We start from the raw sequence: 24,741 nt of genomic DNA, 5'->3' as shown, positions 1-24,741 counted from the left end.
TGCACTTGACATCCGTTTCTGAATAGGATAATATATAGGTGCAATTCAAGTACCTTACAATTGAATAACAAATGAAAAGTACGTAATATCCCTTATTCAGAGTGATGGAGATACAGAGGATCTATGAAGTCACGGCAACCCCGGTCATACGATGGCATTTCGCTATTCTATGAGGCTGGAAGGTGCTAACCTGAGCGAGTAATCGAGCAATAAGAGGATTTGACAGTTTGATCAAGTCCGCATTGCTGCGGACTTTTCTTTTTGTTATTCCCCCATGTATATTAGAGGAGGAAATGACATCATGGAAAAATTATTATTCACATCCGAGTCTGTAACCGAAGGACATCCGGATAAAATGTGTGACCAGATTTCTGACGCCATACTTGACGAACTGTTAAAGCAGGACCCGATGAGCCGTGTGGCTTGTGAGACCTGCACCACAACAGGAATTGTTATGGTTATGGGAGAGATTACCACTCATGCCTATGTTGATATCCAGAAGGTCGTACGGGAGACAGTACGGGAGATCGGATATGATCGTGCAAAGTACGGTTTTGACTGTGATACCTGCGGCGTGATAGTGGCTCTTGACGAACAGTCTCAGGACATCGCATTAGGCGTTGACCGTGCTCTGGAAGCAAAAGAAAATAAAATGTCTGACGCAGAGATTGAAGCAATTGGTGCAGGAGATCAGGGTATGATGTTCGGTTTTGCAAGCAATGAAACCGAAGAATTTATGCCATATCCCATCGCACTGGCACACAAGCTTGCCCGTCAGCTTACCAAGGTCCGTAAAGACGGAACCTTAACCTACCTCCGTCCTGATGGCAAGACCCAGGTAACGGTAGAATATAATGAGAACGGCAAACCAGTTCGTTTAGATGCTGTGGTTTTATCCACTCAGCACGATGAGAATGTAAGCCAGGATCAGATTCACAAAGATATTAAAAAATATGTATTTGATGCCATTCTGCCTGCAGAACTGGTGGATAAGAATACAAAGTTCTTTATTAATCCAACCGGCCGTTTTGTAATCGGCGGACCTCACGGAGACAGCGGTTTAACCGGACGTAAGATCATCGTAGACACTTACGGCGGATATGCACGTCACGGCGGCGGCGCTTTCTCTGGAAAGGACTGTACAAAGGTTGACCGTTCTGCTGCTTATGCAGCCCGTTATGTGGCAAAGAACATGGTAGCTGCAGGTCTGGCTGACAAGTGTGAGATTCAGTTGTCTTATGCAATTGGTGTTGCACAGCCTACTTCCGTTATGGTTGATACCTTCGGAACAGGCAAGATCAGCAATGAAAAGCTGGTTGAGATCATTCGTGAGAACTTTGACCTCCGCCCGGCAGGAATCATCAAGATGCTTGATTTACGCCGTCCGATCTATAAGCAGACCGCTGCTTACGGACACTTTGGAAGAAATGATCTGGATCTTCCATGGGAGAAACTGGATAAGGTAGAGCTTTTAAAGAAGTATTTATAAAACTGGCTGTAGAATCATAAAAGGCTGCTGCAAAAGGAAGGTATTTCCTGTTTGCAGCAGCTTTTTAAATTTTAGAATTGTTTTATAAATTCTCCAGGCGGAATGTGTTATAATACCAGTACATTGTATCAGGGCACAAGCAGTTTTCAGACACGCCCTGATTTTCTGTTATGAAATTCGCTATTAATTTAGGAAAGGCGTGTACCGTGAAATTACGATTAAAGACTCGTCTGGTCGTTGCATTTATTATTATTACCGTAATTCCGCTGACCCTGATCTGCGGGGTGGTTATGGGACTTAGCAGCCATCAGAGAAAGGCATTCAGCAAGACTCACAACCTGTCGGATCAGGTGGATCTCATATCCGGTAATACCGTACAGATATTCAACCGTCTGACCAGTCAGGAGGTCAGGGAAGTCAGTCAGGTGTTAAAAACGAACCCCGGGCAGCTTGGCAATCAGGAGTATCTGGAGAAGCTGAACAGCTCTCTGGCATCCAAGTATGCCTATGTGGTGGTTCGGAAAGAAGATTCCGTGATCTTTGACGGGAACAGCAGGGTGACGGAAGGTCTATATAGTCAGCTTCCCAGGTACGAAGAGATGGACAGTACCTTAGATGGTGCCATCTATCTGGATGGGGAGACCCAGCATCTGGTGAAGCAGATTGATTTTTTATTTCCGGATCAGAGACATGGAAGTGTATTTATTATCTCCAATGTGGACGGACTTCTTCCTGAGATCAAGATTCTCATGTGGGAGATGCTCCTTGCAGGAATCATGATTATTGTATTTACGGATGCCATCCTCATGATGTGGGTGTACCGGTCCGTAATCAGCCCTTTAAGCCGGCTTAAGACCGCCACCAAGAACATTCGGGACGGGAATCTGGATTTTGCTCTTGAGATTGAGGAAGATGATGAGATCGGGCAGCTCTGCCAGGACTTTGAAGAGATGCGGATGCGTCTGAAGGAGTCGGCAGAGGAGAAGGTTCAGTATGATAAGGAGAATAAGGAGCTGATCAGTAACATTTCCCATGATCTAAAGACTCCCATCACTGCGATTAAAGGCTATGTGGAGGGGATTATAGACGGAGTGGCATCTTCCCCGGAGAAGCTGGACCGTTATATCCGTACCGTGTATAATAAGGCGAATGATATGGATAAACTGATTGATGAGCTGACCTTCTATTCCAAGATTGATACCAATAAGATTCCTTATACATTTTCCAAACTCAGCGTGTCCGGCTATTTCAGGGACTGCGTGGATGAGGTGGGACTTGAGATGGAAGCACGAAGCATAGAACTTGGGTATTTTAATTATGTGGATGAAGATGTGGAGATTATTGCAGATGCAGAGCAGCTTCGCCGTGTAATTAATAATATTATCAGCAATTCTGTTAAATATATGGACAAAAAGAGTGGTATCATCAACATCCGGATTAAGGATGCAGGTGATTTTATCCAGGTGGGAATTGAAGACAATGGCAAAGGTATTCCGGCAAAGGATGTGCCTAATATCTTTGACCGGTTTTACCGCACAGATTCTTCCAGAAATTCTTCTCAGGGGGGAAGCGGAATCGGACTTTCCATTGTGAAGAAGATCATAGAGGATCATGGCGGAAGGATCTGGGCAAGCAGCAAGGAAGGCATTGGAACGGAGATTCATTTTGTGTTAAGAAAATATCAGGAGGTCATACAGGAATGAGCAGAATACTGATTGTGGAAGATGAGATAAGCATTGCGGAACTGGAAAAGGATTATCTGGAACTGAGCGGATTTGAGGTTGAGATTGAAAATGATGGAAGGGAAGGTCTGTCTCTGGCACTTCATGAGGATTTTGATCTGCTGATTCTGGATCTGATGCTTCCTGGTGTGGATGGATTTGAAATCTGCCGCAAAGTAAGAGAAGTGAAGAACACCCCCATTATCATGGTTTCTGCAAAAAAGGAAGACATTGATAAGATCAGAGGGCTTGGGCTTGGTGCGGATGATTATATTACAAAGCCTTTCAGTCCCAGTGAGATGGTTGCCCGGGTGAAAGCTCATCTGGCACGGTATGAGCGGTTAATTGGAAGCGGAATGCCGGATAATGAGATTATTGAGATTCGTGGATTGAAGATTGATAAGACTGCAAGGCGGGTATGGATCAACGGAGAGGAAAAGAATTTTACGACCAAAGAGTTTGACCTTTTAACCTTTCTTGCCCAGAATCCCAACCATGTATATACAAAGGAAGAATTATTTAATAAGATATGGGATATGGAATCCATCGGCGATATTGCCACCGTTACGGTCCATATAAAGAAGATCAGGGAAAAGATTGAATTTAATACGGCAAAACCTCAGTATATTGAGACGATCTGGGGAGTTGGATACCGGTTTAAAGTATAGATGGCTGGCTGTGTGATGGGGCATCCCCTCCCGCAGCCTTTTTGCCTTTAGGGAGGAAACCATATGAAAGAAAAATTATATGAGATACCGCTTAATGATGCCATGGACGCAGACGATGAGTGTCCGTTCTGCTATCTGGAGCGAAAGGTGGAACAGGAGCTGATGGACTTTGTTCTGGGGTCCTGTGCTTCTTATATGGAAAGTGATACCAGAGAGAATACGGATAAGGAAGGATTCTGCCGCACCCATCAGAAGAAGATGTTTGATTACGGCAATGCCCTGGGAAACGGCTGGATATTAAAGACTTATTATAAAAAGCTGATCAAAGAGATGAAAGAAGAATTCAAAAGCTTTACACCTCAGAAAACCTCCTTAAAGGACCGGTTTACAAAAAAGGCGGGCAATGACAATCCCGTGAAAGAATGGGTGTCCTCCAGAGAAAAGACCTGCTATATCTGTGATCGTTTTTCGGAACGTTATGAGCGGTTTGTAGCTACATTTTTCCATCTATATAAAAAGGATTCCGAATTTCGGACGAAGTTAGCCGGCAGCAAGGGATTCTGCCTTCATCACTTTGGGGATCTGTGCAGCGGGGCGGACCGGTATTTAAGTGACGGGGAACGAAAGGAATTCTATCCCGTTCTCTTTCAGCTTATGGAGGAGAATATGGAGCGGATGTCGGAGGATGTGGACTGGTTCATTGAGAAATTTGATTATATTAATAAAGACGCGGACTGGAAGCAGTCCAAAGATGCTGTCCAGAGAGGAATGCAGAAGATCCGGGGTGGCTATCCTGCAGATCCGGTCTATAAGATGAAGTAGGTTACTGGTTTATCCCTTTGAACTGCCCCGGTGTATGGCCTGTGGTCTGGCGGAAGGTGCGTATGAAGTTGGAGTAATCATGAAAGCCGGACAGATGACAGGCTTCGGAAACCGTATAGCCCCTGATGAGCAGTTCTTTTGCAAATGCCACCCGTTTCACAATGATGTACTGGAAGATGGTACTTCCTGTTTCCGATTTGAACAAGTGGCTTAAATAATATTTGTCCATGGAGAGAGCCTTTGCAATGGAATCAAGAGTCATGGGAGTCGTTAGGTTCTGGTCAATATAGCGCATGATTGCCTGGGTTTTATGGGGCGGCGGAGAGGTCTTTCCCAGGCTGGACTTTCTCCAGGTTTTATGAATCAGAATTAAAATCTGCAATAATGTTGTAATTGCTGTTACATCACTGCCATAGGAGCGGTGATTTTTTTTTGCCTCATTCAAGGTATTTGCCATGGAGATAAGGGCTTCCCGGTCTGATTTTGAGAGCAGAATCAGATTGTTGGTGCCCGGGTCCCGGTAAAAACATTCCAGCAGATCTGTATTTTGTGTACAGTAAGGGCGTATAAATCCGGGGTTTATATGAATGACCAGGCGGGTAAATGGTTTCCCCCCGGAATTGATCGCCTTATGAATCTCCCGGTTGGAAAATAAAATTAAATTTCCTGCCTGCATCTCATAACAGGAGTTTTCCACAAAATACTGGATCTGACCATCTATAAGAAAGTAAATTTCATGGCTGTTGTGCATGTGAAAGTCCACATTTCCAGCAATGCTGCTGGTAGTAAAATCACAACTGAATGGCTCGGAGAATTCCCGGTATTGGTAAAGGCTTTCTTTTTTCATATGATCCCCTCCACATAAAGCAATCTGTGCATGTTTCCAGTCAATCTGCGCAAGCAAATGGCGCAAAGTAAAGTATATAATCAATGTATCACACAAACCGGAAAAAGAAAAGAGGAGATCAGAATGGAACAGGTAAGGCTTGGAATCGTTGGACTTGGAAATATGGGAACCGGGCATTGCAAAAATTTATTAAAGGGGGAAGTGCCTGAGATTGCTGTCACCGCCATTGCAGACCGTCAGGAAAACCGGCGGACATGGGCAAGGACACATCTGCCGGAATCAGTAGCGGTGTATGAGGAGGGAATAGATCTGATGGCAGCAGATGTCTGTGATGCGGTGTTAATTGCAGTTCCTCATTATCAGCATCCCGAACTGACCATTTACGGATTGGAACATGGGCTTCACGTTCTCTGTGAAAAACCGGCTGGGGTTTATACCAGACAGGTACGGGAAATGAACGAAGCCGCACAGAAAAGTGACCGGGTCTTTGCCATGATGTTTAACCAGAGAACCAACTGCATATACAGAAAGATGCACCAACTGGTAACAGGCGGAGAGTTAGGTGCTATAAAACGGGTGAACTGGATCGTTACAGACTGGTACAGAACCCAGTCCTATTATGATTCCGGAAGCTGGCGGGCTACCTGGGACGGCGAGGGAGGCGGTGTGCTGTTAAACCAGTGCCCCCACAACATGGATCTGCTCCAGTGGATCTGTGGAATGCCTGATCAGGTCCAGGCTTTTTGCCACAACGGAAAATGGCATGATATTGAGGTAGAGGATGATGTAACCGCTTACATGGAATATCCGGGAGGTGCCACCGGAGTGTTTGTCACCACAACAGCCGATGCCCCCGGAACCAACCGGTTTGAAATAACCCTGGAGATGGGAAAGCTAGTATGTGAACATGACAAGCTTCTGCTTTATAAGCTGAGTGAAAATGAACGGGTATTCTGTAAAAGGGCAAAAGGTGGATTTGACGTGCCGGAATGTACAGTTACAGAGGTTCCCACAGACGGAATCAATGAACAGCATATGGGAGTGATCAAAGCGTTTGCAGGAAGAATTCTTCATGGAACTCCTCTTATCGCAGAGGGCGTAGAGGGAATTCACGGTCTGACTCTTTCCAATGCCATGCATTTGTCAAGCTGGCTTGGAAGAAAGGTGTCCATTCCATTTGATGAAGACCTGTTTTTGGCAGAACTGGACAAACGGCGTAAAGCCTCCAGAAAAAAAGAGGGAACCGGAGTGGTATTTGATACGGAAGGCAGTTATTAAAGGGGAAAGAAAAGGAGAAAAAATATGTGGAAGATTAAACGATCCGGGTTTGCAGATGAGATTGATCCTGATTTAACAAAACAGATACAGGTATTAAAAAAATGTTCCATCAATTATGTGGAGATGCGGGGAGTCAATGGAAAGGGGCTTGTGGAACATTCTCTGGCAGAGGCAAAGGAAGTAAAAAAACAGCTTCACGGTGAGGGGATCCGCCTGTCTGCAATTGGTTCTCCTATTGGAAAGATCAAGATTACAGACGAGTTTGAACCTCATATGGAACTTTATAAACACACCGTAGAGCTTGCTCATGAGATGGAGACTCCCTTGATCCGGATGTTCAGCTTTTTTATGCCGGAAGGGGAAGACTATACCCCTTTCCGTGGAAAAGTCATGGAGAGATTGGGACGATTTGTGGACTACGCAAAAGAAAATCAGGTGGTTCTTCTTCATGAGAATGAAAAAGATATCTATGGGGATAAGGCAGACCGTTGTCTGGAGCTGATGAAGGAATTTTACGGGGAACATTTTAAAGCGGTGTTTGATTTTGCAAACTTTGTCCAGTGCAGACAGGACACCTTAGATGCTTATGAGATGCTGAAACCATACATTGCCTACATTCATGTAAAGGATGCGCTCTGGGCCGATGGGAGCGTGGTCCCGGCAGGTTATGGGGATGGAAATGTGGAAAAGATACTGGGAATGTTAAAGAAAAGTGGATATGAGGGATTTCTCTCACTGGAACCTCACCTGGCAGATTTTACCGGTTTCCATGCACTGGAAAAGCAAGGTGCAGAAAAGAAGAAATTAAGCGGAGAGGAAGCCTTTATACTTGCTCATAAAGCACTGACAGAAATCCTTTCAAAAACAGGCATATAAAAAACGGCTTTTTTACAATTCAATTCCGTCTATTTCATCAGGCTGGCTTTCTTTTCGCTGGTTCAATTGCTATAATAATGCCATCATTTGAGGACGCGAATGAGAGCACAGAGGCGGGAGGTAATTATGACTTATAATGTATTGGAATTTGGGGCAGAAGGAGATGGCATCACAAAGGACGGGCAGGCAATCCAAAAGGCCATTGACACCTGTTCGGCTGCCGGGGGAGGGCGGGTAGTGCTTCCAGGCGGTCATGTTTATAACAGTGGCTCCCTCCTTCTTAAATCCAACGTGGAATTTCATCTGGAGATGGGGGCTGTATTAAAAGCAAGCGATGATTTGGAGGATTATTATCCCCTTGCAAACGGGGGAACGATTGTGGCACATGAATCCGGGCTTCCCTCCTTCTTAAACAGTGAATATAATGGCAGACCGTTTCATGCGTTTCTCTACGGCTATGACCAGAAGAATGTAGCGATTACCGGTTTTGGCACCATTGATGCCAATGAAAAGATCTTTTATGGTTCCAATTCCGGGTATCACATTGAGGGAACCTATTATCCCAGAATTCCGCTTATGCTGCTGGAGAAATTCGAACATCTGACCATTGAACATGTAACCATGATAAACTGTGCCTTCTGGACCGTCCATCTGGTTGGCTGCAACGATGTTCTTATAAAAGGAATCCGGCTGCTCAACAACTTGCAGATGGCCAATTCCGATGGAATTGATCCGGATCACTGCACCAATGTCCGCATCATCGGCTGTCACATTGAATGTGGGGATGATGCCATTGTCTTAAAGAATTCCGGGGATTATAACCACTATGGGCCCTGTGAAAATATCGTCATTTCCAACTGCACCCTGATCTCCACAAGTGCAGCCATTAAGTTTGGAACGGAAGGAGAGTGCAGTTTCCGGAATGTTCTGGTAGAAAATTGCACCATCAGCAAGAGCAATCGGGGAATCTCTCTCCAGATCCGGGATGGGGGTCATGTGGAAAATGTGGTATTTTCCAATATAACCATTGAAACACGCCGTTTTTCTCACGAATGGTGGGGGCGGGCAGAGCCTGTCTGCATTACGGTTCAGGACCGGAAGCCAGGGGTAAAAGCCGGTCATGTGAGAAATGTACGCTTTCAAAACATCACCTGCATAGGGGAGAATGGAATCTTTATCCGGGGAAGTGAAGATAATCCGGTGGAGGATGTAAGCTTTGAAAACATTCATCTGACACTTTTAAAGACTTCCAAATGGGAGATTGAAGGGTACGATATCCGCCCCTGTCAGGGGGAGGGAATTATTCGGACAAAAATATCTGCCATCCATGCAGAATACGCCAGGGATATCCAGTTTGATCGTGTAAAAATCCATGTGACAGAGGATATGAAACCTTATTACAAAGAGGAAGTCACCCTTTTGCACACAGAAAATGTGACGTTTCACTAAAAGGTGTCTGAACCCTCCTTGCTCCAGTCTGCACGTCTTAGAGCTTTGGAGCGATGTCAATGGAGCAGCCCTGCTCCTCACAGTAAGAACAGAAGGCTTCCTCAGGCATCTGGTCTGTGACAATGGAATCAAACTGATTCACTTCTCCAAAGGTCATTAGGGAGGTTCGTCCGAATTTTGAGGAATCAGCCAGAAGGTAATGCTTCTGGCTTTTTTTTAAAGCAGCCCTTTTTACATTATATTCTTCCGTAGAAGCATTGCAGACGCCGGCTTGTGCGGAGATTCCGGTACATGCCATAAAAGCCCGCACAATGTTAAAGTCCTCCAGATACTCCACACAGGAGATTCCCACTAAAGAAGCGGTATCCCGTTTAAGGGAACCAGGCAGGACAATTAAGTTGATATTGGGATAATTTAAGGCTTTATTGATTACCTGAATGCTGTTTGTAATCACGGTAACCATGTTTAAATGTGTCAGGTAATCCACCAGATACATGGTTGTGGTGCCGCTGTCAAGAAAAATGATGTCCCGCTCCCTGACCCAGGAAGCGGCAAGGGCAGCGATCTGCTGTTTGCTCTGGGCATTTTTACTGGCACGTTCCTGGAACGTGACCAGACCTGGAATCGGTGAGGTGGTTTCACAGGCGGTTACGCCTCCGTATACCTTTTCTACCGTTCCTCTGGAAACCAAAACATCCAGATCCCTCCGGACGGTATTTTTAGATATCTCAAACACCTGGCACAACGTATCAATCGAGACGTTTTTATGTTCTACTATATATTCTTCCAATTGGTCAATACGGGAAATTCTCATGGTGTACTCCTTATTTGCTGGGTTTTGATCAGAATGTTCTCATAGAATTATAACAGGTGCACAAAAAAATATCAATATAATACCAATAAATGACCAAAATGTGAAAGAAATTAGGAAAAACTCTTGACCGGTTTCGGAGAAAATGCTAATATATAACCAAAATATAACCAACATACAATTAACATATGACCATAAGGAGAAGGGAAGGGACTCATGGGAAGAGATTTTATCATGCCTGGCAGAATTGTAAGCGGTGAAAATGCCCTTTATGATGCCAGCGTGTATTGGAGAGAGCAGGGAAAGAAAGCACTGATAGTTACAGACGAGATGATGGGGAAACTTGGGAATGTAACCATCCTTACAAAGCTGCTGGAAGAAGAGAACATTGGGTATGCAGTTTTTGATGGAATAAACGGAGAACCCACAGACGTAATGATTGAAGCCGGGTTAAAACGGTATCAGGAAGAGGGCTGTGATTTTCTTATGGCCCTGGGAGGGGGAAGTCCGATGGACGCCATGAAGGCAATTGCCGCTCTTTCTGTCTGCGGAGGAACGGCTGCTGATTATATGGGAAAAGTCATTACAGGCACCATGCCTTTCATGACCGCCATTCCTACCACAGCAGGAACCGGTTCCGAAGCCACGCAGTTCACCATTATTACGGATACGAAAAAAGATATAAAGATGTTATTAAAAGGCGCCGTGCTGATGCCGGACCTGGCTGTAATTGATCCCAGGTTTACCATGACAGCTCCGCCTTTCATTACCGCTGCAACCGGTCTGGATGCCTTAACCCATGCCATGGAAGCTTATACTTCAAAAAAGGCACAGCCCTTATCCGATGTTTTTGCCCTGTCAGCAGTAAAACGGATTTTTCAGTGGCTTCCCAAAGCCTTTCATGACGGCAGTGACAAACAGGCGAGAGAAGAGATGGCACTGGCAGCTCTGGAGGCTGGAATTGCCTTTAACAATGCATCCGTAACCCTGGTTCACGGCATGAGCCGTCCAATTGGAGCATTGTTCCATGTACCTCATGGAATCTCCAATGCCATGCTGTTAAAGGAGTGTTTCCGCTTCGCCCTTGACGGAACCTATGAGCGGTTTGGAATTATGGCAAGGGAAATAGGGGCTGCGTCAGAGGATTTATCCGATGAAGAAGCCAGCAAAAGATTTTTAGATGCAGTGGTTGGAATCTGTGAGGAGTTAAAGATTCCGTCGCTTTTGGAGTATGGCATTGACCGGGAAGCATTTTTGGCAGTCATAGAAAAGATGGCAGGAGATGCCATGGAGAGCGGAAGTCCTTCAAACACCAGAAAAGGCATGACAAAGGAAGATGTGATGGAGATCTATAAAAGGCTCTGGGACTGATTAAAAAGGAGAAGCATATGGCATTGGTAAACATGAAAAAACTGCTGTCTCAGGCAAAAGAGAAAAACCATGGGGTGGGGGCCTTTAGTGTGGGGAACTTAGAGATGGTAAAGGGAGCAGTAAAGGCGGCGGAGGATACCAACACTCCTGTTATTTTACAGATTGCAGAGGTTCGCCTTCCTTATTCCCCTCTTGCCCTTATGGGTCCCATGATGGTGGAGGCGGCAAGGACCGCTTCGGTGGACATTGCTGTTCATCTGGATCATGGAAAGACCAGAGCAGTATTAAAAGAAGCTTTGGATTATGGTTTTACATCTGTGATGTTTGACGGTTCCGCCCTGCCGTTTGAGGAAAATATAGAAAGAACCAGACAGGCGGTGGAACTGGCAAGGGAATATGGAGGGGCAGTAGAAGCAGAACTGGGACTTGTTGGAGGAAGCGAAGACGGAACCACGGACGAAGGAATCCGTGTGACCGATCCGGAGGCAGCCAGAGAGTTTGCAGAACGGACCGGAATTGATGCGCTGGCAGTTGCCATTGGCAATGCGCACGGTAATTATCCGGTAGCACCAAGGCTGGCATTTGATGTGCTGGGTGCCATTGCAGAAAAGACCCATATTCCTCTGGTACTTCATGGGGGAACCGGGATTACAGCAGAGGATTTTAAAAAGTCTATCGGCCTTGGAATCAGAAAGATTAACATTGCCACTGCCAGCTTTGACCGTCTGACCAAAGAAGCGGCAGATTATCTTGCAGAAGAAGGAAAACATGATTATTTCGGCTTAAATGAAGCCATGGTAAGAGGAACCTATGACAATGTAATCAAGCACATCCATATCTTTCAGATGGATAAGGATTTGCAGTAAAGGGGAGGGGAAAGGATGCAGTACATAAAATTTGATGAAAAAAGACCCATGGATCTGGTGCTTTTGGGAAGAATTGCAGTGGACTTTAATCCGGTGGATTATTTTAAGCCTCTGGCAGAGTGTACCACTTTTAAAAAATATGTGGGAGGTTCTCCGGCCAATATTGCCACAGGCGTGTCCAGACATGGATTAAAAGCAGGTTTTTTTGCACGGGTATCTGATGACCAGTTTGGAGATTTTGTTACAGAGTTTTTTAAGAAAGAAGGAATTGATGTAAGCAGAATACGCCGTTGTGAAAATGGGGAAAAGATCGGTCTGACGTTTACAGAGATTCTATCTCCTTCGGAAAGCAGTATTTTGATGTACCGTAATTCCATTGCGGATTTACAACTGAATCCCTCGGACATTGATGAAGAATACATCAAAGAGACCAAGGCAATTCTGATCTCCGGCACAGCTTTAGCCGCAAGTCCTTCCAGAGAAGCCGCATTGAAGGCAGTTATGCTGGCAAAGAAAAACCAGACAGCCATTATTTTTGATATTGATTACCGCCCATATAACTGGGTTTCTGAAGACGAGATTGCCATCTATTATTCCATGGTGGCAAAGGAAGCAGATATCATTATGGGGTCCAGAGAAGAATTTAATTTAACAGAGCGTCTGATCTGTCCGGGAAGAACGGATGAGGAAAGCGCGGCTGCGTGGCATAAAGAGCGGGCGAAGATTGTAATTATCAAACATGGAAAAGAAGGTTCCACAGCCTATACCAATGACGGAAACAGTTACACCATTAAACCATTTCCAGTCACAGCCTTAAAATCCTTTGGTGGGGGAGATGGTTATGGCTCTGGATTTTTATACGGATTGTTCCAGGGGTTTGATATGATGGACTCTCTGGAATTTGGAAGTGCGGAAGCTGCCATGATGGTAGCCAGCCACTCCTGTTCTGAGGATCTTCCGGGAACGGAACAGGTGAAAGCATTTATCCGTGAAAGCAAAGAAAAATATGGCGAGATGATTGCAAGGGCATAGAGAAGGGAGAAGAATTCATATGGGGTACACCAAAATGACGGCTGCGCAGGCACTGGTCCGGTTTTTAGATAATCAGTATGTAGAGCAGGATGGACAGGTGACAAAATTTGTAGAAGGGGTTTTCACCATATTTGGTCATGGAATCGTGGTAGGACTGGGGCAGGCGCTGGAGGAAAATCCTGGGGACTTAAAGGTATATCAGGGGCGAAATGAGCAGGGGATGGCTCATGCGGCAACTGGATTTGCAAAGCAGAGTAACCGGAAGAAGATCATTGCCTGTGCTTCCTCCATTGGACCGGGAGCTGCCAATATGGTAACAGCGGCTGCCTGCGCCACGGTTAATCACATCCCTTTGCTTCTCCTTCCTGGAGATACTTTTGCATCCAGACAGCCAGACCCGGTGCTGCAGCAGTTGGAGCAGAGCTTTAGTCCCGCCATCACAACCAATGATGCCTTTCGGCCTGTGTGTAAGTTCTGGGACCGGATTGTCCGCCCGGAACAGTTGATGACAACCATGGTAAATGCCATGCGGGTTTTAACGGATCCGGCTGAGACAGGGGCAGTCTGTGTTGCACTTTCTCAGGATGTGCAGGGGGAAAGCTATGATTATCCAGATTATTTCTTTGAAAAACGGGTTCACCGCATTTCCCGCCCTCTTCCTTGTGAACGGGATCTGGAAGAACTTGCAGACTGGATTATAAAGAGCCGCAAGCCTATGGTCATCTGCGGCGGCGGGGTAAGATATTCCGAAGCAGGAAAGGCTTTGGAGGAATTTTGTGAACGGTTTCACATTCCTTTTGCAGAAACCCAGGCAGGAAAAAGTGCATGTCATTCCTCAAATCCATTTAACCTGGGAGGTCTGGGAGTGACAGGGAATCTGTCTGCCAACACCATTGCAGAAGAAGCGGATTTGATTCTTGCCGTTGGCACCCGGTTAAGTGACTTTACCACAGGATCAAAGGGGCAGTTTAGGAATCCTGAGGTACGGATTGCTTCTATTAATATATCCAGATACGATGCTTACAAAATGGATGCCCTGCCTGTGGTTGCCGATGCAAGGGCAGCAATAGAAGCCCTTACTCCCATTCTTTCAAAAAAGGGATATGCGTCTGGCTATACAGGAGAAATTGAGGCGGCAAAGAGAGCCTGGGAGCAGGAGATGGAACGTCTTTCTTCCTATATTTATGACGATGATTTCAGACCTCTGATTCAGGCAGGCAATCCAGTGACAGTAAAAGAGTTTGCAGAGCTTACGCAAACCAGCATTACCCAGACCGCAGCCATTTCCCTGATTCGAAAAGAGATGGAACAAGATGCCATTGTGGTGGGAGCATCGGGAAGTCTGCCCGGCTGTCTGCAGAGGATGTGGACCACAGATAAAAAAGATTCTTACCACATGGAATATGGATATTCCTGTATGGGATATGAGATATCTGCCAGTCTTGGGGTGAAGATGGCAGCCCCCCAGCAGGAGGTGTATTCCATGTGTGGAGACGGAAGTTTTCAGATGCTCCACAGTGAACTGATTACCTCTTTGCAGGAAGGGGTAAAGATCAATGTACTGCTGTTTGACAACTGCGGTTTTGGCTGTATCAATAATCTGCAGATGTCAAACGGAATTGGTAATCTGGCAACGGAATTCCGTTACCGGAGCCAGGACGGCCAATTAAACGGCGGACTGATTCCAATTGATTATGCAAAAGTGTGTGAAGGATACGGGGTAAAAACCTACACGGCAAAAACACTGGAGGAATTAAGCGCCGCTCTGGCAGAAGCCAGAAAGCAAACCGTTTCCACGTTAATCGATATAAAAGTCCTTCCTAAGACCATGACGGACGGATACCGTTCCTGGTGGAATGTAGGGCTTGCAAGCGTAACAGGGGTAGAAAGTCAGCAGAAAGCATATGAAAGTCTGATCATAAACCGCACAAAGGCACGGCGGTATTAAGGATCTGAAAACTACGGAGGGATACGATGATGTTAAATAAGGAGAAAGTAAAATTAGGAATTGCCCCAATTGCATGGACCAACGACGATCTTCCGGACCTGGGGAGTGAGAATACTTTTGAGCAGTGTGTCAGCGAGATGGCTCTAGCTGGATTTACCGGTTCCGAGGTAGGCAACAAATATCCAAAAGATGTGGATACCTTAAAGAAAGCTCTGGAGTTAAGGGGAATAGAGATTTGCAATGCCTGGTTTTCCACCTTTCTCATCAGTAAGCCTTTTGAAGAAACCGAGGTTCCTTTCCGGGAGCACGTGAAGTTTCTGGCTGATATGGGAGCAAAGGTAGCAGGTATTTCCGAGCAGAGTTACAGTACTCAGGGAATAGAAGATCAGCCGGTTTTTGAAGGCAGACATGAGATGGATGACAGGGAGTGGGAACTTTTATGTGAAGGATTAAACCGCCTTGGGAAAATATCCAAAGAAGAATATGGGGTTCATCTTACGTTTCATCACCATATGGGAACCGTGGTACAAAGCGCAGACGAGGTGGAACGCATGATGGCAGGTACCAACCCGGAATATGTAAGCCTTCTGTTTGACAGCGGACATTTTGCATACTGCCAAGAAGATCCGGTAGCAATGGTTAAAACATATGCCAAACGAATCCGTCACGTTCATTTAAAAGATATCCGCCCCGAGGTGGTGGAGAAAGTAAGGCAGGAAAGAATGAGCTTTTTAGAAGGAGTACGTGCCGGAGCATTTACCATTCCGGGAGATGGCTGTATTGACTTTGATTCTATTTTCCAGGTCCTTGAGAATGTTTCCTATGAGGGGTATATGGTAGTGGAAGCGGAACAGGACCCGGCAAAAGCCAATCCCCTCGCTTATGCAATCCGCGCAAGAAAATTCATTGCAGAAAAAACTGGTCTTTAATTCAGAAGAGAATAAAAGGAGAGAAAAATTATGGTAACGGTAGGAATTATTGGGGCAGGAAGAATTGGAAAGGTTCATACCACAAGCATCTGTAATATTGTTAAAAATGCAACCATCAAAACCATTGCGGACCCGTTTATGAATGAAGAGACAGACAAATGGGCAAAAAGTATGGGCGTTATAAGTACGACCAGAGATTACAAAGAGATTCTGGCGGATCCGGAGATTGATGCAGTCTTAATCTGTTCCTCCACCAACACCCATTCACCCATATCTGTTGAGGCGATTCAGGCTGGAAAACATGTATTCTGCGAAAAACCCATTGATCATGACGTAGAAAAGATCAAAGAGGTGATCCATGCGTTAAAAGGCAGTAAGGTTAAATATCAGGTAGGCTTTAACCGCCGCTTTGATCACAACTTTGAAGCAGTCAGACAGGCGGTAGCAGAAGGAAAGATCGGGGAACCTCACATTATTAAAGTGACCTCCAGAGATCCGGAGCCGCCCAGTGCAGAATATGCGGCTGTTTCCGGCGGAATGTTTCTTGATATGACCATTCATGACTTTGATATGGTCCGCTTCCTGGCTGGCTGTGATGCCGAAGAGATCTATGTGGAATCCGCAGTTTTAGTAGATCCGGCGATTGGAGAAGCAGGAGACGTGGATACGGCAGTAATTACTTTAAAAATGGAAAATGGTGCAATTGCAGTCATTGACAATTCCAGAAAAGCTGCTTATGGATATGACCAGAGAGCAGAGGTATTCGGCTCCAGAGGAATGGTGGCAACTGCAAATGATACCCAGTCCAGTGCGGTATTAAGTACGGCTGAGGGGGTGACCGGAGAAAAGCCTCTTTACTTTTTCCTGGAACGCTACATGCAGTCCTTTGCAAAGGAAGTTAACTGCTTTATCGAAGCCATCGTTAATGATACGGAGACTCCTCTTGGAGTAGAAGATGGGTTAAAGCCTGTGTTAATGGGACTTGCGGCAAAAAAGTCAGTAAAAGAGCACAGACCGGTTAAAATTTCTGAGATTATCGAAGAAGGGAGTTTTCATGAGTAAATTGTTCTGTTATCCGGCATTTGACAAAGAAGGGGTTAAGCAATTGAGCAAAGCCGGTGATTCAGGGAATGACATGTTAATGGATATTTCTGTCTATCGGATCAAAGCCGGTGAGGAGCGGACCTTTTATACCCCGGATAATGAGATGGCAGTACTCCTTCTGACAGGAGAGGTCCACTTTTTCTGGGAAGAAAAAGAGGCAGAAGGAGTGCGGGAAAATCTGATCGAAGAAGGACCTTATTGTCTGCATACAGCAAAAGAAGTTAAGGTTCATATTGCTGCAAAAAAAGACAGTGAAGTACTGGTTCAGTGCACAGAAAATAAGAATGTTTTTGACAGTGTATTTTATAAACCGGAGGACTGTACCTGTGATATCTTTGGAGAAGGGCTGTGGGAAAATAAGATGAAACGGACTGTCCGTACCATCTTTGATTATAATAACGCTCCTTATTCCAACATGGTAAATGGAGAGGTTATTACCCATCAGGGCGGCTGGTCCAGTTATGTTCCCCATGAACATCCACAGCCTGAGGTTTATTATTACCGCTATGAACGTCCGGAAGGGTTTGGTGCCTGCTTCATTGGAGAAGACGCATTTAAGATTAAAGACGGAAGCTGTGCCCTCATACCAGGAGGGAAGACCCATCCGCAGACCACAGCACCGGGGTATCCAATGTATTATTGCTGGATGATCCGGCATCTGACCGGCAATCCATGGACCACACGAGTGGATGATGAAAGATATAACTGGATTAAAGAAGTGAAATAAAGAAAAAACACAGAGATGCCTTTTTCCGGGTATCTCTGTGTTTTTTAACCACACTGCTGTCGGAAAAGAGGAAAATACCCCTTCCAGGGTAAGAATACAAGAAATGCACAAGAAAGCTGGGAAGAATCGCAAATTCTGCGCTGACGTTTTCCGTAAAACATGGTACATTAGTAGCATATGAATAATATATCATTGATTGCAGAAAAGAGGTTTAAAATGAATGACATGCAGCCAATGCTGGCAGAAGTGATAGAAAGATATGATCTTATTTACCAGACCGGTCTGTTTTTTAGAATTGTTGTTGCAGGAGTGATCGGTTATCTCATTGGATATGAGCGGAAGAGCCGCTATAAAGGGGCGGGCATGAGAACCCATGCGATTGTTGCCATGGGTGCCGCCCTTATGATGGTGGTGTCCAAATATGGCTTTCAGGATCTTCCTGACTTTGATCCGTCCAGGGTGGCAGCACAGATTGTATCAGGAATCGGTTTTCTGGGCGCCGGTGTCATATTTGTTAAGAACAATTCCGTCAGTGGACTTACGACAGCCGCCGGAATCTGGGCAACTGCAGGAGTTGGTATGGCGATTGGAGCAGGTGCCTATTATGTGGGAGGGGGAGCCGGGATTTTGCTGCTCTTTACCCAGATCATTCTCCATGATGTTCCATTTCTGGCAAAAGAGCCTTACCGTGGGATTTTAAAGATCAGCACTTCCCAGTACGATTCAGTTGTGACGGAGCTTTTTGACTCATTTCAGGAAGATAAGGTGAAGGTTTTAAATGTGAAAATCGGGAAATCAAAAGACTCTGCCAAGCTGGAGCTGGATCTTCTCTATCCACCCGGATATCAAAAGAACCAGTTAATCCTGAAATGGTCCAATGACAAGCGTGTGGAGTCCATCAGCGGATAAAGAGAGGGGAAGTACATGGATTACTATATAGGAATTGACCTTGGGGGAACGAATATTGCAGCAGGGCTTGTGGGAGAGGACGGGGCACTGATAAACCGTCTGTCAGTTCCCACACAAAGAGAAAGAAGTGCCGGTGAGATCGTAAAGGATATGGCTGATTTAGCCAAAGAAGCCGCCGCTTGTCATAACGTGGCATGGGAGAAGATCAGGCGGGTGGGAATCGGTGTTCCCGGAACTGCCAACAGAAAGACGGGGATTGTGGAGTACGCCAACAATCTTGGCTTTTTTGACGTGCCCATTGTTGCCATGGCAAAAGAGTATTTAAAAGGCACTGCCATAAGGTTTGGAAATGATGCCAATGCCGCCGCCTGGGGAGAATATCTGGCAGGCGGCGGCAAGGGAAGCAAGTCCATGCTTTTTGTTACCCTTGGAACCGGAATCGGCGGTGGAATTATCTTAGACGGAACCTTGTATGAAGGGATAAACTATGGGGCGGGAGAGTTCGGTCATATGGTCATCGACCGGAATGGCGTGGCATGCAGCTGTGGAAGAAGGGGATGCTTTGAAGCATATGCCTCTGCAACCGCCCTCATTGCCCAGACAAGGGCTGCCATGGAAAAAGACCGGGATTCCCTGCTGTGGGACCTTTGCGGGGGTGAAACGGGACGTATTGAGGGCAGGACCCTATTTGACGGGATGAGAAAAGGAGATGAGACAGCAAGACAGGTGCTTCATCAGTATACCGCCTATCTGGCAACCGGACTTGTAGATCTGATCAATCTGTTCCAGCCGGAGCGGATTTGCCTGGGAGGAGGAATCAGCCAGGCAGGAGACTTACTGATAAAGCCTCTGCAGGAAATTATAGACCAGGAGGACTATGCAAGGAATTCAAAGGTAAGGACAAGACTTACCCTGGCAGAGCTGGGCAATGACGCAGGACTGATTGGTGCGGCTCTGCTGCCATAAAAAGGAGAGGGGAATGCTATGAAACGGTATATGGAACATCTGTTGCACTCTGCAGAAAAAAGAGTGGATATTTTTTTAAATACCCAGGTAAAGGAGGAGAGAGACCCATTTTACGGAGGGATGAAACGACCTGTGCTTGATTGTAAGCCCACTGTTTATGTGATGGCGGATGCAGCGGCCGTCTATTTAAATCCGGACAGCCGGTATTATAAGGATGAGATTCTTTTAAAGGCAATGGAATCCGCCCTGATATTTATCCGGAACTGCCAGAGGGAAGACGGAAGCTTTGACTATCCCTCCTGCAACTTCCTCTCAGCCCCGGACACGTCTTTCTGTTTTAAACGTCTGATTGCCACTTACCGCCTGTTTTATAAATTTACAAAAGAAGAGGAACTTAGAAACTTAAAGGCAGGATACCGTTTCCTTCTGACCCGTGGACTGCACGCTCTTTTAAATGGAGGATTTCATACCCCCAACCACAGATGGGCAATTGCGGCGGCGCTTATGCAGGGCGCACATCTGCTGGAGAAAGAAAATCCCGATTTCTCTGAAAAACTGGGAAACCGGGCCGATTTATATCTGATGGAGGGCATTGATGGAAATGAAGACGGAGAATATGCCGAACGTTCCACCGGCAATTATAATGCGGTGGTCAACAGTGCCATGCTGTCCATGTATGAAGAAACCGGCGATGAAACTTACTTAGGCTATGTGGAACGGAATTTAAAGATGATGCTTTATTACATAGATCCTGACGACACGATATTTACCCAGAACTCCACAAGACAGGATCAGGGAAGAGCTGATTATGCGGACAAATATTTCTACCAGTACCTTTATCTGGCTGCAAGAACAGGGAATGAAGTCTTTGATAAAGCAGCACACAAGATCATAAAAGATAATATGGCAAGGGGAGACATGGCACCGGAGTGCCTTCATATTCTCATGCTGCATGACATTATGAAAGATTATGAATTTAAGGGATATGGTTTTTTGGACACCTATCATAAACATTTTTTAGAAGCCGGTGTCATTCGTGGAAAAACGCCTCAGTATGGATACAGTATTTTAAAAGGCAAACGTGGATTTTTATATCTTAAGTTCGGAAAGACCCTGATCTACTTAAAAATAGGAGAAAGCTACTGCAGCATCCGTAATTTTATTCCCCAAACCATGGAGGAGACAAAGGACGGCTGTATTCTTACATCAGTCGAAAAGGGCTGGTATTATCTTCCATTTAAGGAGAAACAGGACACCAGTGACTGGTGGAACATGGACCATAAAAAGAGGGAAATCCTGAACAGCAGCCAGATCTGTATGACGGTTACCGTAAAGGAACTGACGGATGGAATGGAAGTGAATGTGAAATCCGATGGCCTTGACCGGGTTCCCCTTCGGGTGGAGATCTGTATTCCCTCGGGAAGCATTCTGGAGAATGAACATTTTTATTTTCAAACGGCAAAGGGAGGCGAAATGGTGCTTCGGGACGGATATCTGACCTTAAATCATGAGAACGAAAGCCTTTTGATCGGACCAGGCTACGGCACCCATGAATTCGGAGGACATTATTCCGGAGAAGAAGTCAATGAGACAGGATTTACCATCTATTTTAATGATTATACGCCTTATGAAAGAACTTTCTTTATTCGGAGAAAACCCCTATAAATCTGACATTTTCCATAGGATGGCGTTCAAACATTAGAAAAATAATTCTTGACTTTTCATTCAAATCTTTTTATAATAACAACAATTAAAAAAAGAAACTAAGCGAGGACGCTTAAGAGTATATACCCTTAGGCGTTTTTTTGCATATCGAAGGATTCTTTACTTAGAGAGGAGATGAAATTATGCCAGATATGGTGAAAGTTGAGAACTTAAAAAAGAACTTCGGCGACCTGGAGGTTTTAAAAGATATCAGCCTTACCGTGAAAGAAGGAGAAAAGCTGGTAATTATTGGACCCTCTGGTTCGGGAAAATCAACCTTTATCCGGTGCATTAATTACCTGGAGGAACCTACCAGCGGAAAAGTCACCGTTGCAGGTACGGAAGTTACAAGAAAGAATCATCTGGAAATGGCAAAAAAGTATTCATCCATGGTCTTTCAGCAATTTAATTTATATCCCCATCTGACTGTCTTAGAAAATCTTACTTTGGCACCCATTAAGCTGCAGCATATTTCCAGGCAAGAAGCAAAAGCCAATGCCATCAAATGCCTTGAACGGGTAGGACTTAAGGATAAAGCAGGTAATTATCCGGTACAGCTCTCCGGCGGACAGCAGCAGAGAGTGGCAATCGCAAGGGCTTTATGCACAAAACAGCCCTTGATTTTATTTGATGAGCCGACTTCTGCCCTTGATCCGGAGATGGTTCAGGAAGTTTTAAATGTTATGGTGGAGCTGGCGAAAGAAAATATCACCATGATCTGCGTTACTCATGAGATGGGATTTGCCCGTCAGGTAGCAGACCGTGTTATTTTCATGGATGGCGGTTATATTGTAGAAGAGGGAACACCGGAACACTTTTTTGAAGCACCGGAACATGAGAGAACCAAGGCGTTTTTAAGCAAGATCCTGCACTAGGGAATTGTTTAATATAATAATATGATTGAGGAGGAAATATAAGATGATGAAAAAGATATTATCATTTGCACTTGCAATTACCATGGCTGCAGCACTGACTGCATGCGGTTCCAAACCAGAACAGGGAACAACGGCTGCTGCATCAGCAGGAGAAACAAAAGCCGGTGATACAGCAAACGGTGTGACTGCAGACGTGAAGAAGATTATTGACCGTGGAACCTTAAAGGTTGGATGCAAGTCCGACATTCCAAAATTCAGTTTACAAAATACAGCTACTGGCGAGTACGAAGGCTTTGAAGATGATCTGGCTTATGAGATCGCAGGCACGATATTTGGCTGTACCCCTGAGGAAGCAAAAGAGAAGAAACTGGTTGAATTCCAGGGCGTAACTGCAAAAACAAGAGGTCCTCTGTTAGAGAATGGAGAGATTGATCTGGTTATCGCTACCTTTACCATCACTCCTGAGAGAAAAGAAACTTATAATTTCTCAACTCCTTACTACACCGATGCAGTTGGTCTTTTGGTAAATAAAGATTCCGGAATCACTTCCATTGAGGGACTTGATGGCAAGATTGTAGGCGTTGCCCAGTCTGCGAACACAAAAGATGGATTTAAGAAATATGTGGAAGAAAAAGGCTTTAACGTTAAACCGGAATTCCAGGAATTTGACGGATATCCAGCTCTTGCCCAGGCACTGGCAACCAAGCAGATTGACTGCTTTTCCGTTGACCGGGCAATTTTATCCGGATATGTAAATGATAAAAACCAGATTTTAGAAGACCGTTTTGCAGAGCAGGAGTACGGCGTTGCTTCCGCAAAGGAGAATGAAGGTCTTGCGTCTCTGGTTGAAGATAAAGTTACTACCATGATCTCTGACGGCTCCATGAAGACGCTTCAGGATAAATGGGAATTGCAGTAAGCGGTTATGTAAAGGAAAATTGACATGATAAAAGGTCTTTTTGATGTAAAACGCTGGAGTGCCCTGTTTCAGGCATTTCCCGATTATTATATACCAGGCTTTCTTATGACACTGAAAATATCACTGGTAGGGCTGGCGGTATCGCTGGCCCTGGGAGTGGTATTTGGTATATTCTCCACATCCAGGTTAAAGCCGCTTCGTATTATATCACGAATCTATGTGGAAGTAGTACAAAATACCCCTCTGGCATTGCAGGTGGTGTGTTATTACGCTGTTCTGCCCATGCTGTTTTCCAGTTCAGGCTTTCGTATCCCAAAGTTTATTTTAGGAGTTATTGGTGTGGGAATCTATCATGGTGCCTACATCGCGGAGGTTATAAGAACCGGAATTGAAGCCATACCAAAGGGACAGTCTGAGGCAGCATCGTCTCAGGGTTTTTCCTATCTGGAGACCATGTATCACATCATTTTGCCTCAGACTATGAAGATCATCCTGCCGCCTCTTGCCAATCAGGCACTTGGACTGGTAAAGAATACTTCTGTTCTGGCAATGGTCGCCGGTATGGATCTTATGTACTTTACGGATTCCTGGGGCTCAGACCGGGGATATTTTGCACAGGCGTACTTTACCAGTGCACTTTTGTACTTCATCATCTGTTTCCCGCTGGCAAGGCTTGCCCGTTATTTAGAGATTCGTTCCATGCGGGTGCCAACTGCAAAGAAGCTTGATATTACAGCAGATGAGGAGGTCGCATGATAGAATTATTTCACCAGATATTTACACCGGCAAATGTTCTCTTCATGTTAAAGGGATTGCGTATGACGGTGCTGATTGCCATCTTTTCTACGGTGATCAGCATGTTTTTTGGAACGCTGTTTGCCCTGATTCGTACTTATGCAAGTGGAAAATGGAAGTGGGCAGGAGCCTTAGTAGCAGTTTATACAGAATTTTTCCGCTGTACCCCCAACCTTTTATGGATTCTCTGGATCTATTTTACTGTTAAGGGAAATAAGATTGGAGTATCAGTATTTGCTATTTCCCTGTTTACATCAGCCGTTATGGCAGAGATATTCAGAGGGGGACTTAACTCCATACCAAAAGGTCAGTTTGAAGGTGCCCAGTCCCAGGGATTTGGATTTGTCCAGACACTCTGGTATATTGTACTTCCACAGACCTATAAGAAAGTAATTCCGGCTCTGTTAAGCCAGGTTATTACAATTATTAAAGATACCTCGTTTTTAAAGATGGTTGACGTAGCGGAGTTAATGAGAAACAGTTCTGTTGTAATGGGAAGTATTTACGATGTGAGGGGTATGATTATGCTGTTTGCGTTTGAAGCCCTTTGTTATTTCACCGTATGTTTTGCGTTAAGCAGTGTGGTAAGGCATTACCAGAAGACCATTGTAACTGGCTAGGGAGGGATTCTTTTA

General features: G+C 45.2%; 23 protein-coding genes and 1 riboswitch. Of the genes, 21 read left to right on the top strand and 2 right to left on the bottom strand.

Annotated features, from left to right (window positions below; all coding sequences use genetic code 11):
* The first annotated feature begins 89 nt into the window (after positions 1-89).
* A riboswitch (SAM riboswitch) is annotated at positions 90-216 on the top strand.
* Between the two features lie 85 nt (positions 217-301).
* The 4 genes from metK to FAY33_RS07120 all read left to right on the top strand — a co-directional run bounded on the left by metK (position 302) and on the right by FAY33_RS07120 (position 4,700).
* Positions 302-1,489, top strand: a complete 1,188-nt coding sequence (gene metK, locus FAY33_RS07135; RefSeq protein ID WP_143320221.1) for a methionine adenosyltransferase — start codon at positions 302-304, stop codon at positions 1,487-1,489.
* 206 nt (positions 1,490-1,695) lie between these two features.
* Entirely contained in the window at positions 1,696-3,192 is a 1,497-nt protein-coding gene (locus FAY33_RS07130) for a HAMP domain-containing sensor histidine kinase (protein WP_143320220.1), read from the top strand.
* Positions 3,189-3,878, top strand: coding sequence for a response regulator transcription factor (locus tag FAY33_RS07125; protein WP_143320219.1), 690 nt, complete (start codon positions 3,189-3,191; stop codon positions 3,876-3,878). The genes FAY33_RS07130 and FAY33_RS07125 overlap by 4 nt, the downstream gene beginning before the upstream one ends.
* A gap of 63 nt (positions 3,879-3,941) precedes the next feature.
* Positions 3,942-4,700, top strand: a complete 759-nt coding sequence (locus tag FAY33_RS07120) for a DUF6062 family protein (protein ID WP_143320218.1) — start codon at positions 3,942-3,944, stop codon at positions 4,698-4,700.
* A gap of 1 nt (position 4,701) precedes the next feature.
* Here FAY33_RS07120 and FAY33_RS07115 read toward each other — a convergent pair whose 3' ends face one another.
* Complete coding sequence (locus FAY33_RS07115) at positions 4,702-5,547, bottom strand: AraC family transcriptional regulator (protein ID WP_185967527.1); 846 nt, start codon at positions 5,545-5,547, stop codon at positions 4,702-4,704.
* Positions 5,548-5,670: 123 nt separating this feature from the next.
* Here FAY33_RS07115 and FAY33_RS07110 point away from each other — a divergent pair, with 123 nt between their 5' ends.
* The 3 genes from FAY33_RS07110 (at position 5,671) to FAY33_RS07100 (ending at position 9,150) form a co-directional block, all read left to right on the top strand.
* The gene (locus FAY33_RS07110; RefSeq protein WP_143320214.1) at positions 5,671-6,825 is read left to right on the top strand and encodes a Gfo/Idh/MocA family oxidoreductase; all 1,155 of its coding nucleotides are present in this window, start codon (positions 5,671-5,673) and stop codon (positions 6,823-6,825) included.
* 24 nt (positions 6,826-6,849) lie between these two features.
* Positions 6,850-7,701 carry a sugar phosphate isomerase/epimerase family protein gene (locus FAY33_RS07105; RefSeq protein ID WP_143320212.1) on the top strand — a complete coding sequence of 284 codons (852 nt, stop codon included), beginning with the start codon at positions 6,850-6,852 and terminating at the stop codon, positions 7,699-7,701.
* A 126-nt stretch (positions 7,702-7,827) separates the two neighbouring features.
* On the top strand, positions 7,828-9,150 hold the full coding sequence (locus tag FAY33_RS07100; RefSeq protein WP_143320210.1) for a glycosyl hydrolase family 28 protein: 1,323 nt from the start codon (positions 7,828-7,830) through the stop codon (positions 9,148-9,150).
* A 37-nt stretch (positions 9,151-9,187) separates the two neighbouring features.
* Here FAY33_RS07100 and FAY33_RS07095 read toward each other — a convergent pair whose 3' ends face one another.
* A complete protein-coding gene (locus tag FAY33_RS07095; protein ID WP_143320208.1) occupies positions 9,188-9,964 on the bottom strand; it encodes a DeoR/GlpR family DNA-binding transcription regulator in 777 nt (258 codons plus the stop codon).
* Positions 9,965-10,177: 213 nt separating this feature from the next.
* Between FAY33_RS07095 and FAY33_RS07090 the strand changes: the two genes are divergently transcribed.
* From FAY33_RS07090 to FAY33_RS07025, 14 genes are all read left to right on the top strand, one after another.
* Positions 10,178-11,332: an iron-containing alcohol dehydrogenase gene (locus FAY33_RS07090; protein ID WP_143320206.1), complete on the top strand. Its 1,155-nt coding sequence runs from the start codon at positions 10,178-10,180 to the stop codon at positions 11,330-11,332.
* A 17-nt stretch (positions 11,333-11,349) separates the two neighbouring features.
* Complete coding sequence (locus FAY33_RS07085) at positions 11,350-12,198, top strand: class II fructose-bisphosphate aldolase (protein ID WP_143320204.1); 849 nt, start codon at positions 11,350-11,352, stop codon at positions 12,196-12,198.
* Positions 12,199-12,213: 15 nt separating this feature from the next.
* Positions 12,214-13,230: a 5-dehydro-2-deoxygluconokinase gene (iolC, locus tag FAY33_RS07080; protein ID WP_143320202.1), complete on the top strand. Its 1,017-nt coding sequence runs from the start codon at positions 12,214-12,216 to the stop codon at positions 13,228-13,230.
* Positions 13,231-13,249: 19 nt separating this feature from the next.
* The gene (iolD, locus tag FAY33_RS07075) at positions 13,250-15,178 is read left to right on the top strand and encodes a 3D-(3,5/4)-trihydroxycyclohexane-1,2-dione acylhydrolase (decyclizing) (protein ID WP_143320200.1); all 1,929 of its coding nucleotides are present in this window, start codon (positions 13,250-13,252) and stop codon (positions 15,176-15,178) included.
* 29 nt (positions 15,179-15,207) lie between these two features.
* Entirely contained in the window at positions 15,208-16,107 is a 900-nt protein-coding gene (gene iolE / locus FAY33_RS07070; protein ID WP_143320554.1) for a myo-inosose-2 dehydratase, read from the top strand.
* Positions 16,108-16,137: 30 nt separating this feature from the next.
* Positions 16,138-17,169, top strand: a complete 1,032-nt coding sequence (gene iolG, locus FAY33_RS07065) for an inositol 2-dehydrogenase (RefSeq protein ID WP_143320198.1) — start codon at positions 16,138-16,140, stop codon at positions 17,167-17,169.
* A complete protein-coding gene (locus FAY33_RS07060) occupies positions 17,162-17,938 on the top strand; it encodes a 5-deoxy-glucuronate isomerase (protein WP_143320196.1) in 777 nt (258 codons plus the stop codon). Before iolG ends, FAY33_RS07060 begins: the two co-directional genes overlap by 8 nt.
* 216 nt (positions 17,939-18,154) lie before the next feature.
* The gene (locus FAY33_RS07055) at positions 18,155-18,847 is read left to right on the top strand and encodes an MgtC/SapB family protein (protein ID WP_347562664.1); all 693 of its coding nucleotides are present in this window, start codon (positions 18,155-18,157) and stop codon (positions 18,845-18,847) included.
* 15 nt (positions 18,848-18,862) lie between these two features.
* Entirely contained in the window at positions 18,863-19,813 is a 951-nt protein-coding gene (locus FAY33_RS07050) for an ROK family protein (RefSeq protein WP_143320195.1), read from the top strand.
* An 18-nt stretch (positions 19,814-19,831) separates the two neighbouring features.
* Complete coding sequence (locus FAY33_RS07045) at positions 19,832-21,478, top strand: hypothetical protein (RefSeq protein ID WP_143320193.1); 1,647 nt, start codon at positions 19,832-19,834, stop codon at positions 21,476-21,478.
* Between the two features lie 191 nt (positions 21,479-21,669).
* Positions 21,670-22,392 carry an amino acid ABC transporter ATP-binding protein gene (locus FAY33_RS07040; RefSeq protein WP_185967544.1) on the top strand — a complete coding sequence of 241 codons (723 nt, stop codon included), beginning with the start codon at positions 21,670-21,672 and terminating at the stop codon, positions 22,390-22,392.
* Between the two features lie 43 nt (positions 22,393-22,435).
* The gene (locus tag FAY33_RS07035; RefSeq protein WP_185967526.1) at positions 22,436-23,311 is read left to right on the top strand and encodes a transporter substrate-binding domain-containing protein; all 876 of its coding nucleotides are present in this window, start codon (positions 22,436-22,438) and stop codon (positions 23,309-23,311) included.
* 24 nt (positions 23,312-23,335) lie between these two features.
* Positions 23,336-24,067, top strand: coding sequence for an amino acid ABC transporter permease (locus tag FAY33_RS07030; protein ID WP_143320189.1), 732 nt, complete (start codon positions 23,336-23,338; stop codon positions 24,065-24,067).
* The gene (locus FAY33_RS07025; RefSeq protein ID WP_143320187.1) at positions 24,064-24,726 is read left to right on the top strand and encodes an amino acid ABC transporter permease; all 663 of its coding nucleotides are present in this window, start codon (positions 24,064-24,066) and stop codon (positions 24,724-24,726) included. Before FAY33_RS07030 ends, FAY33_RS07025 begins: the two co-directional genes overlap by 4 nt.
* The last annotated feature ends 15 nt before the right edge of the window (positions 24,727-24,741 follow it).

Origin of the sequence: Clostridium sp. HBUAS56010, assembly GCF_007115105.1 — a bacterium.
In the GTDB taxonomy this organism is placed as follows: domain Bacteria; phylum Bacillota; class Clostridia; order Lachnospirales; family Lachnospiraceae; genus Lacrimispora.
The sequence above is the reverse complement of the archived record's forward strand: the minus strand, read 5'-3'. Positions and strand labels throughout refer to the sequence as shown.

Bases quoted from the DNA above. Each gene is read 5' to 3' on its own strand.
- metK (WP_143320221.1), top strand. From the start codon at position 302: ATGGAAAAATTATTATTCACATCCGAGTCTGTAACCGAAGGACATCCG.
- FAY33_RS07125 (WP_143320219.1), top strand. From the start codon at position 3,189: ATGAGCAGAATACTGATTGTGGAAGATGAGATAAGCATTGCGGAACTG.
- FAY33_RS07120 (WP_143320218.1), top strand. From the start codon at position 3,942: ATGAAAGAAAAATTATATGAGATACCGCTTAATGATGCCATGGACGCA.
- FAY33_RS07115 (WP_185967527.1), bottom strand. From the start codon at position 5,547: ATGAAAAAAGAAAGCCTTTACCAATACCGGGAATTCTCCGAGCCATTC.
- FAY33_RS07110 (WP_143320214.1), top strand. From the start codon at position 5,671: ATGGAACAGGTAAGGCTTGGAATCGTTGGACTTGGAAATATGGGAACC.
- FAY33_RS07105 (WP_143320212.1), top strand. From the start codon at position 6,850: ATGTGGAAGATTAAACGATCCGGGTTTGCAGATGAGATTGATCCTGAT.
- FAY33_RS07100 (WP_143320210.1), top strand. From the start codon at position 7,828: ATGACTTATAATGTATTGGAATTTGGGGCAGAAGGAGATGGCATCACA.
- FAY33_RS07095 (WP_143320208.1), bottom strand. From the start codon at position 9,964: ATGAGAATTTCCCGTATTGACCAATTGGAAGAATATATAGTAGAACAT.
- FAY33_RS07090 (WP_143320206.1), top strand. From the start codon at position 10,178: ATGGGAAGAGATTTTATCATGCCTGGCAGAATTGTAAGCGGTGAAAAT.
- FAY33_RS07085 (WP_143320204.1), top strand. From the start codon at position 11,350: ATGGCATTGGTAAACATGAAAAAACTGCTGTCTCAGGCAAAAGAGAAA.
- iolC (WP_143320202.1), top strand. From the start codon at position 12,214: ATGCAGTACATAAAATTTGATGAAAAAAGACCCATGGATCTGGTGCTT.
- iolD (WP_143320200.1), top strand. From the start codon at position 13,250: ATGGGGTACACCAAAATGACGGCTGCGCAGGCACTGGTCCGGTTTTTA.
- iolE (WP_143320554.1), top strand. From the start codon at position 15,208: ATGTTAAATAAGGAGAAAGTAAAATTAGGAATTGCCCCAATTGCATGG.
- iolG (WP_143320198.1), top strand. From the start codon at position 16,138: ATGGTAACGGTAGGAATTATTGGGGCAGGAAGAATTGGAAAGGTTCAT.
- FAY33_RS07060 (WP_143320196.1), top strand. From the start codon at position 17,162: ATGAGTAAATTGTTCTGTTATCCGGCATTTGACAAAGAAGGGGTTAAG.
- FAY33_RS07055 (WP_347562664.1), top strand. From the start codon at position 18,155: ATGAATGACATGCAGCCAATGCTGGCAGAAGTGATAGAAAGATATGAT.
- FAY33_RS07050 (WP_143320195.1), top strand. From the start codon at position 18,863: ATGGATTACTATATAGGAATTGACCTTGGGGGAACGAATATTGCAGCA.
- FAY33_RS07045 (WP_143320193.1), top strand. From the start codon at position 19,832: ATGAAACGGTATATGGAACATCTGTTGCACTCTGCAGAAAAAAGAGTG.
- FAY33_RS07040 (WP_185967544.1), top strand. From the start codon at position 21,670: ATGGTGAAAGTTGAGAACTTAAAAAAGAACTTCGGCGACCTGGAGGTT.
- FAY33_RS07035 (WP_185967526.1), top strand. From the start codon at position 22,436: ATGATGAAAAAGATATTATCATTTGCACTTGCAATTACCATGGCTGCA.
- FAY33_RS07030 (WP_143320189.1), top strand. From the start codon at position 23,336: ATGATAAAAGGTCTTTTTGATGTAAAACGCTGGAGTGCCCTGTTTCAG.
- FAY33_RS07025 (WP_143320187.1), top strand. From the start codon at position 24,064: ATGATAGAATTATTTCACCAGATATTTACACCGGCAAATGTTCTCTTC.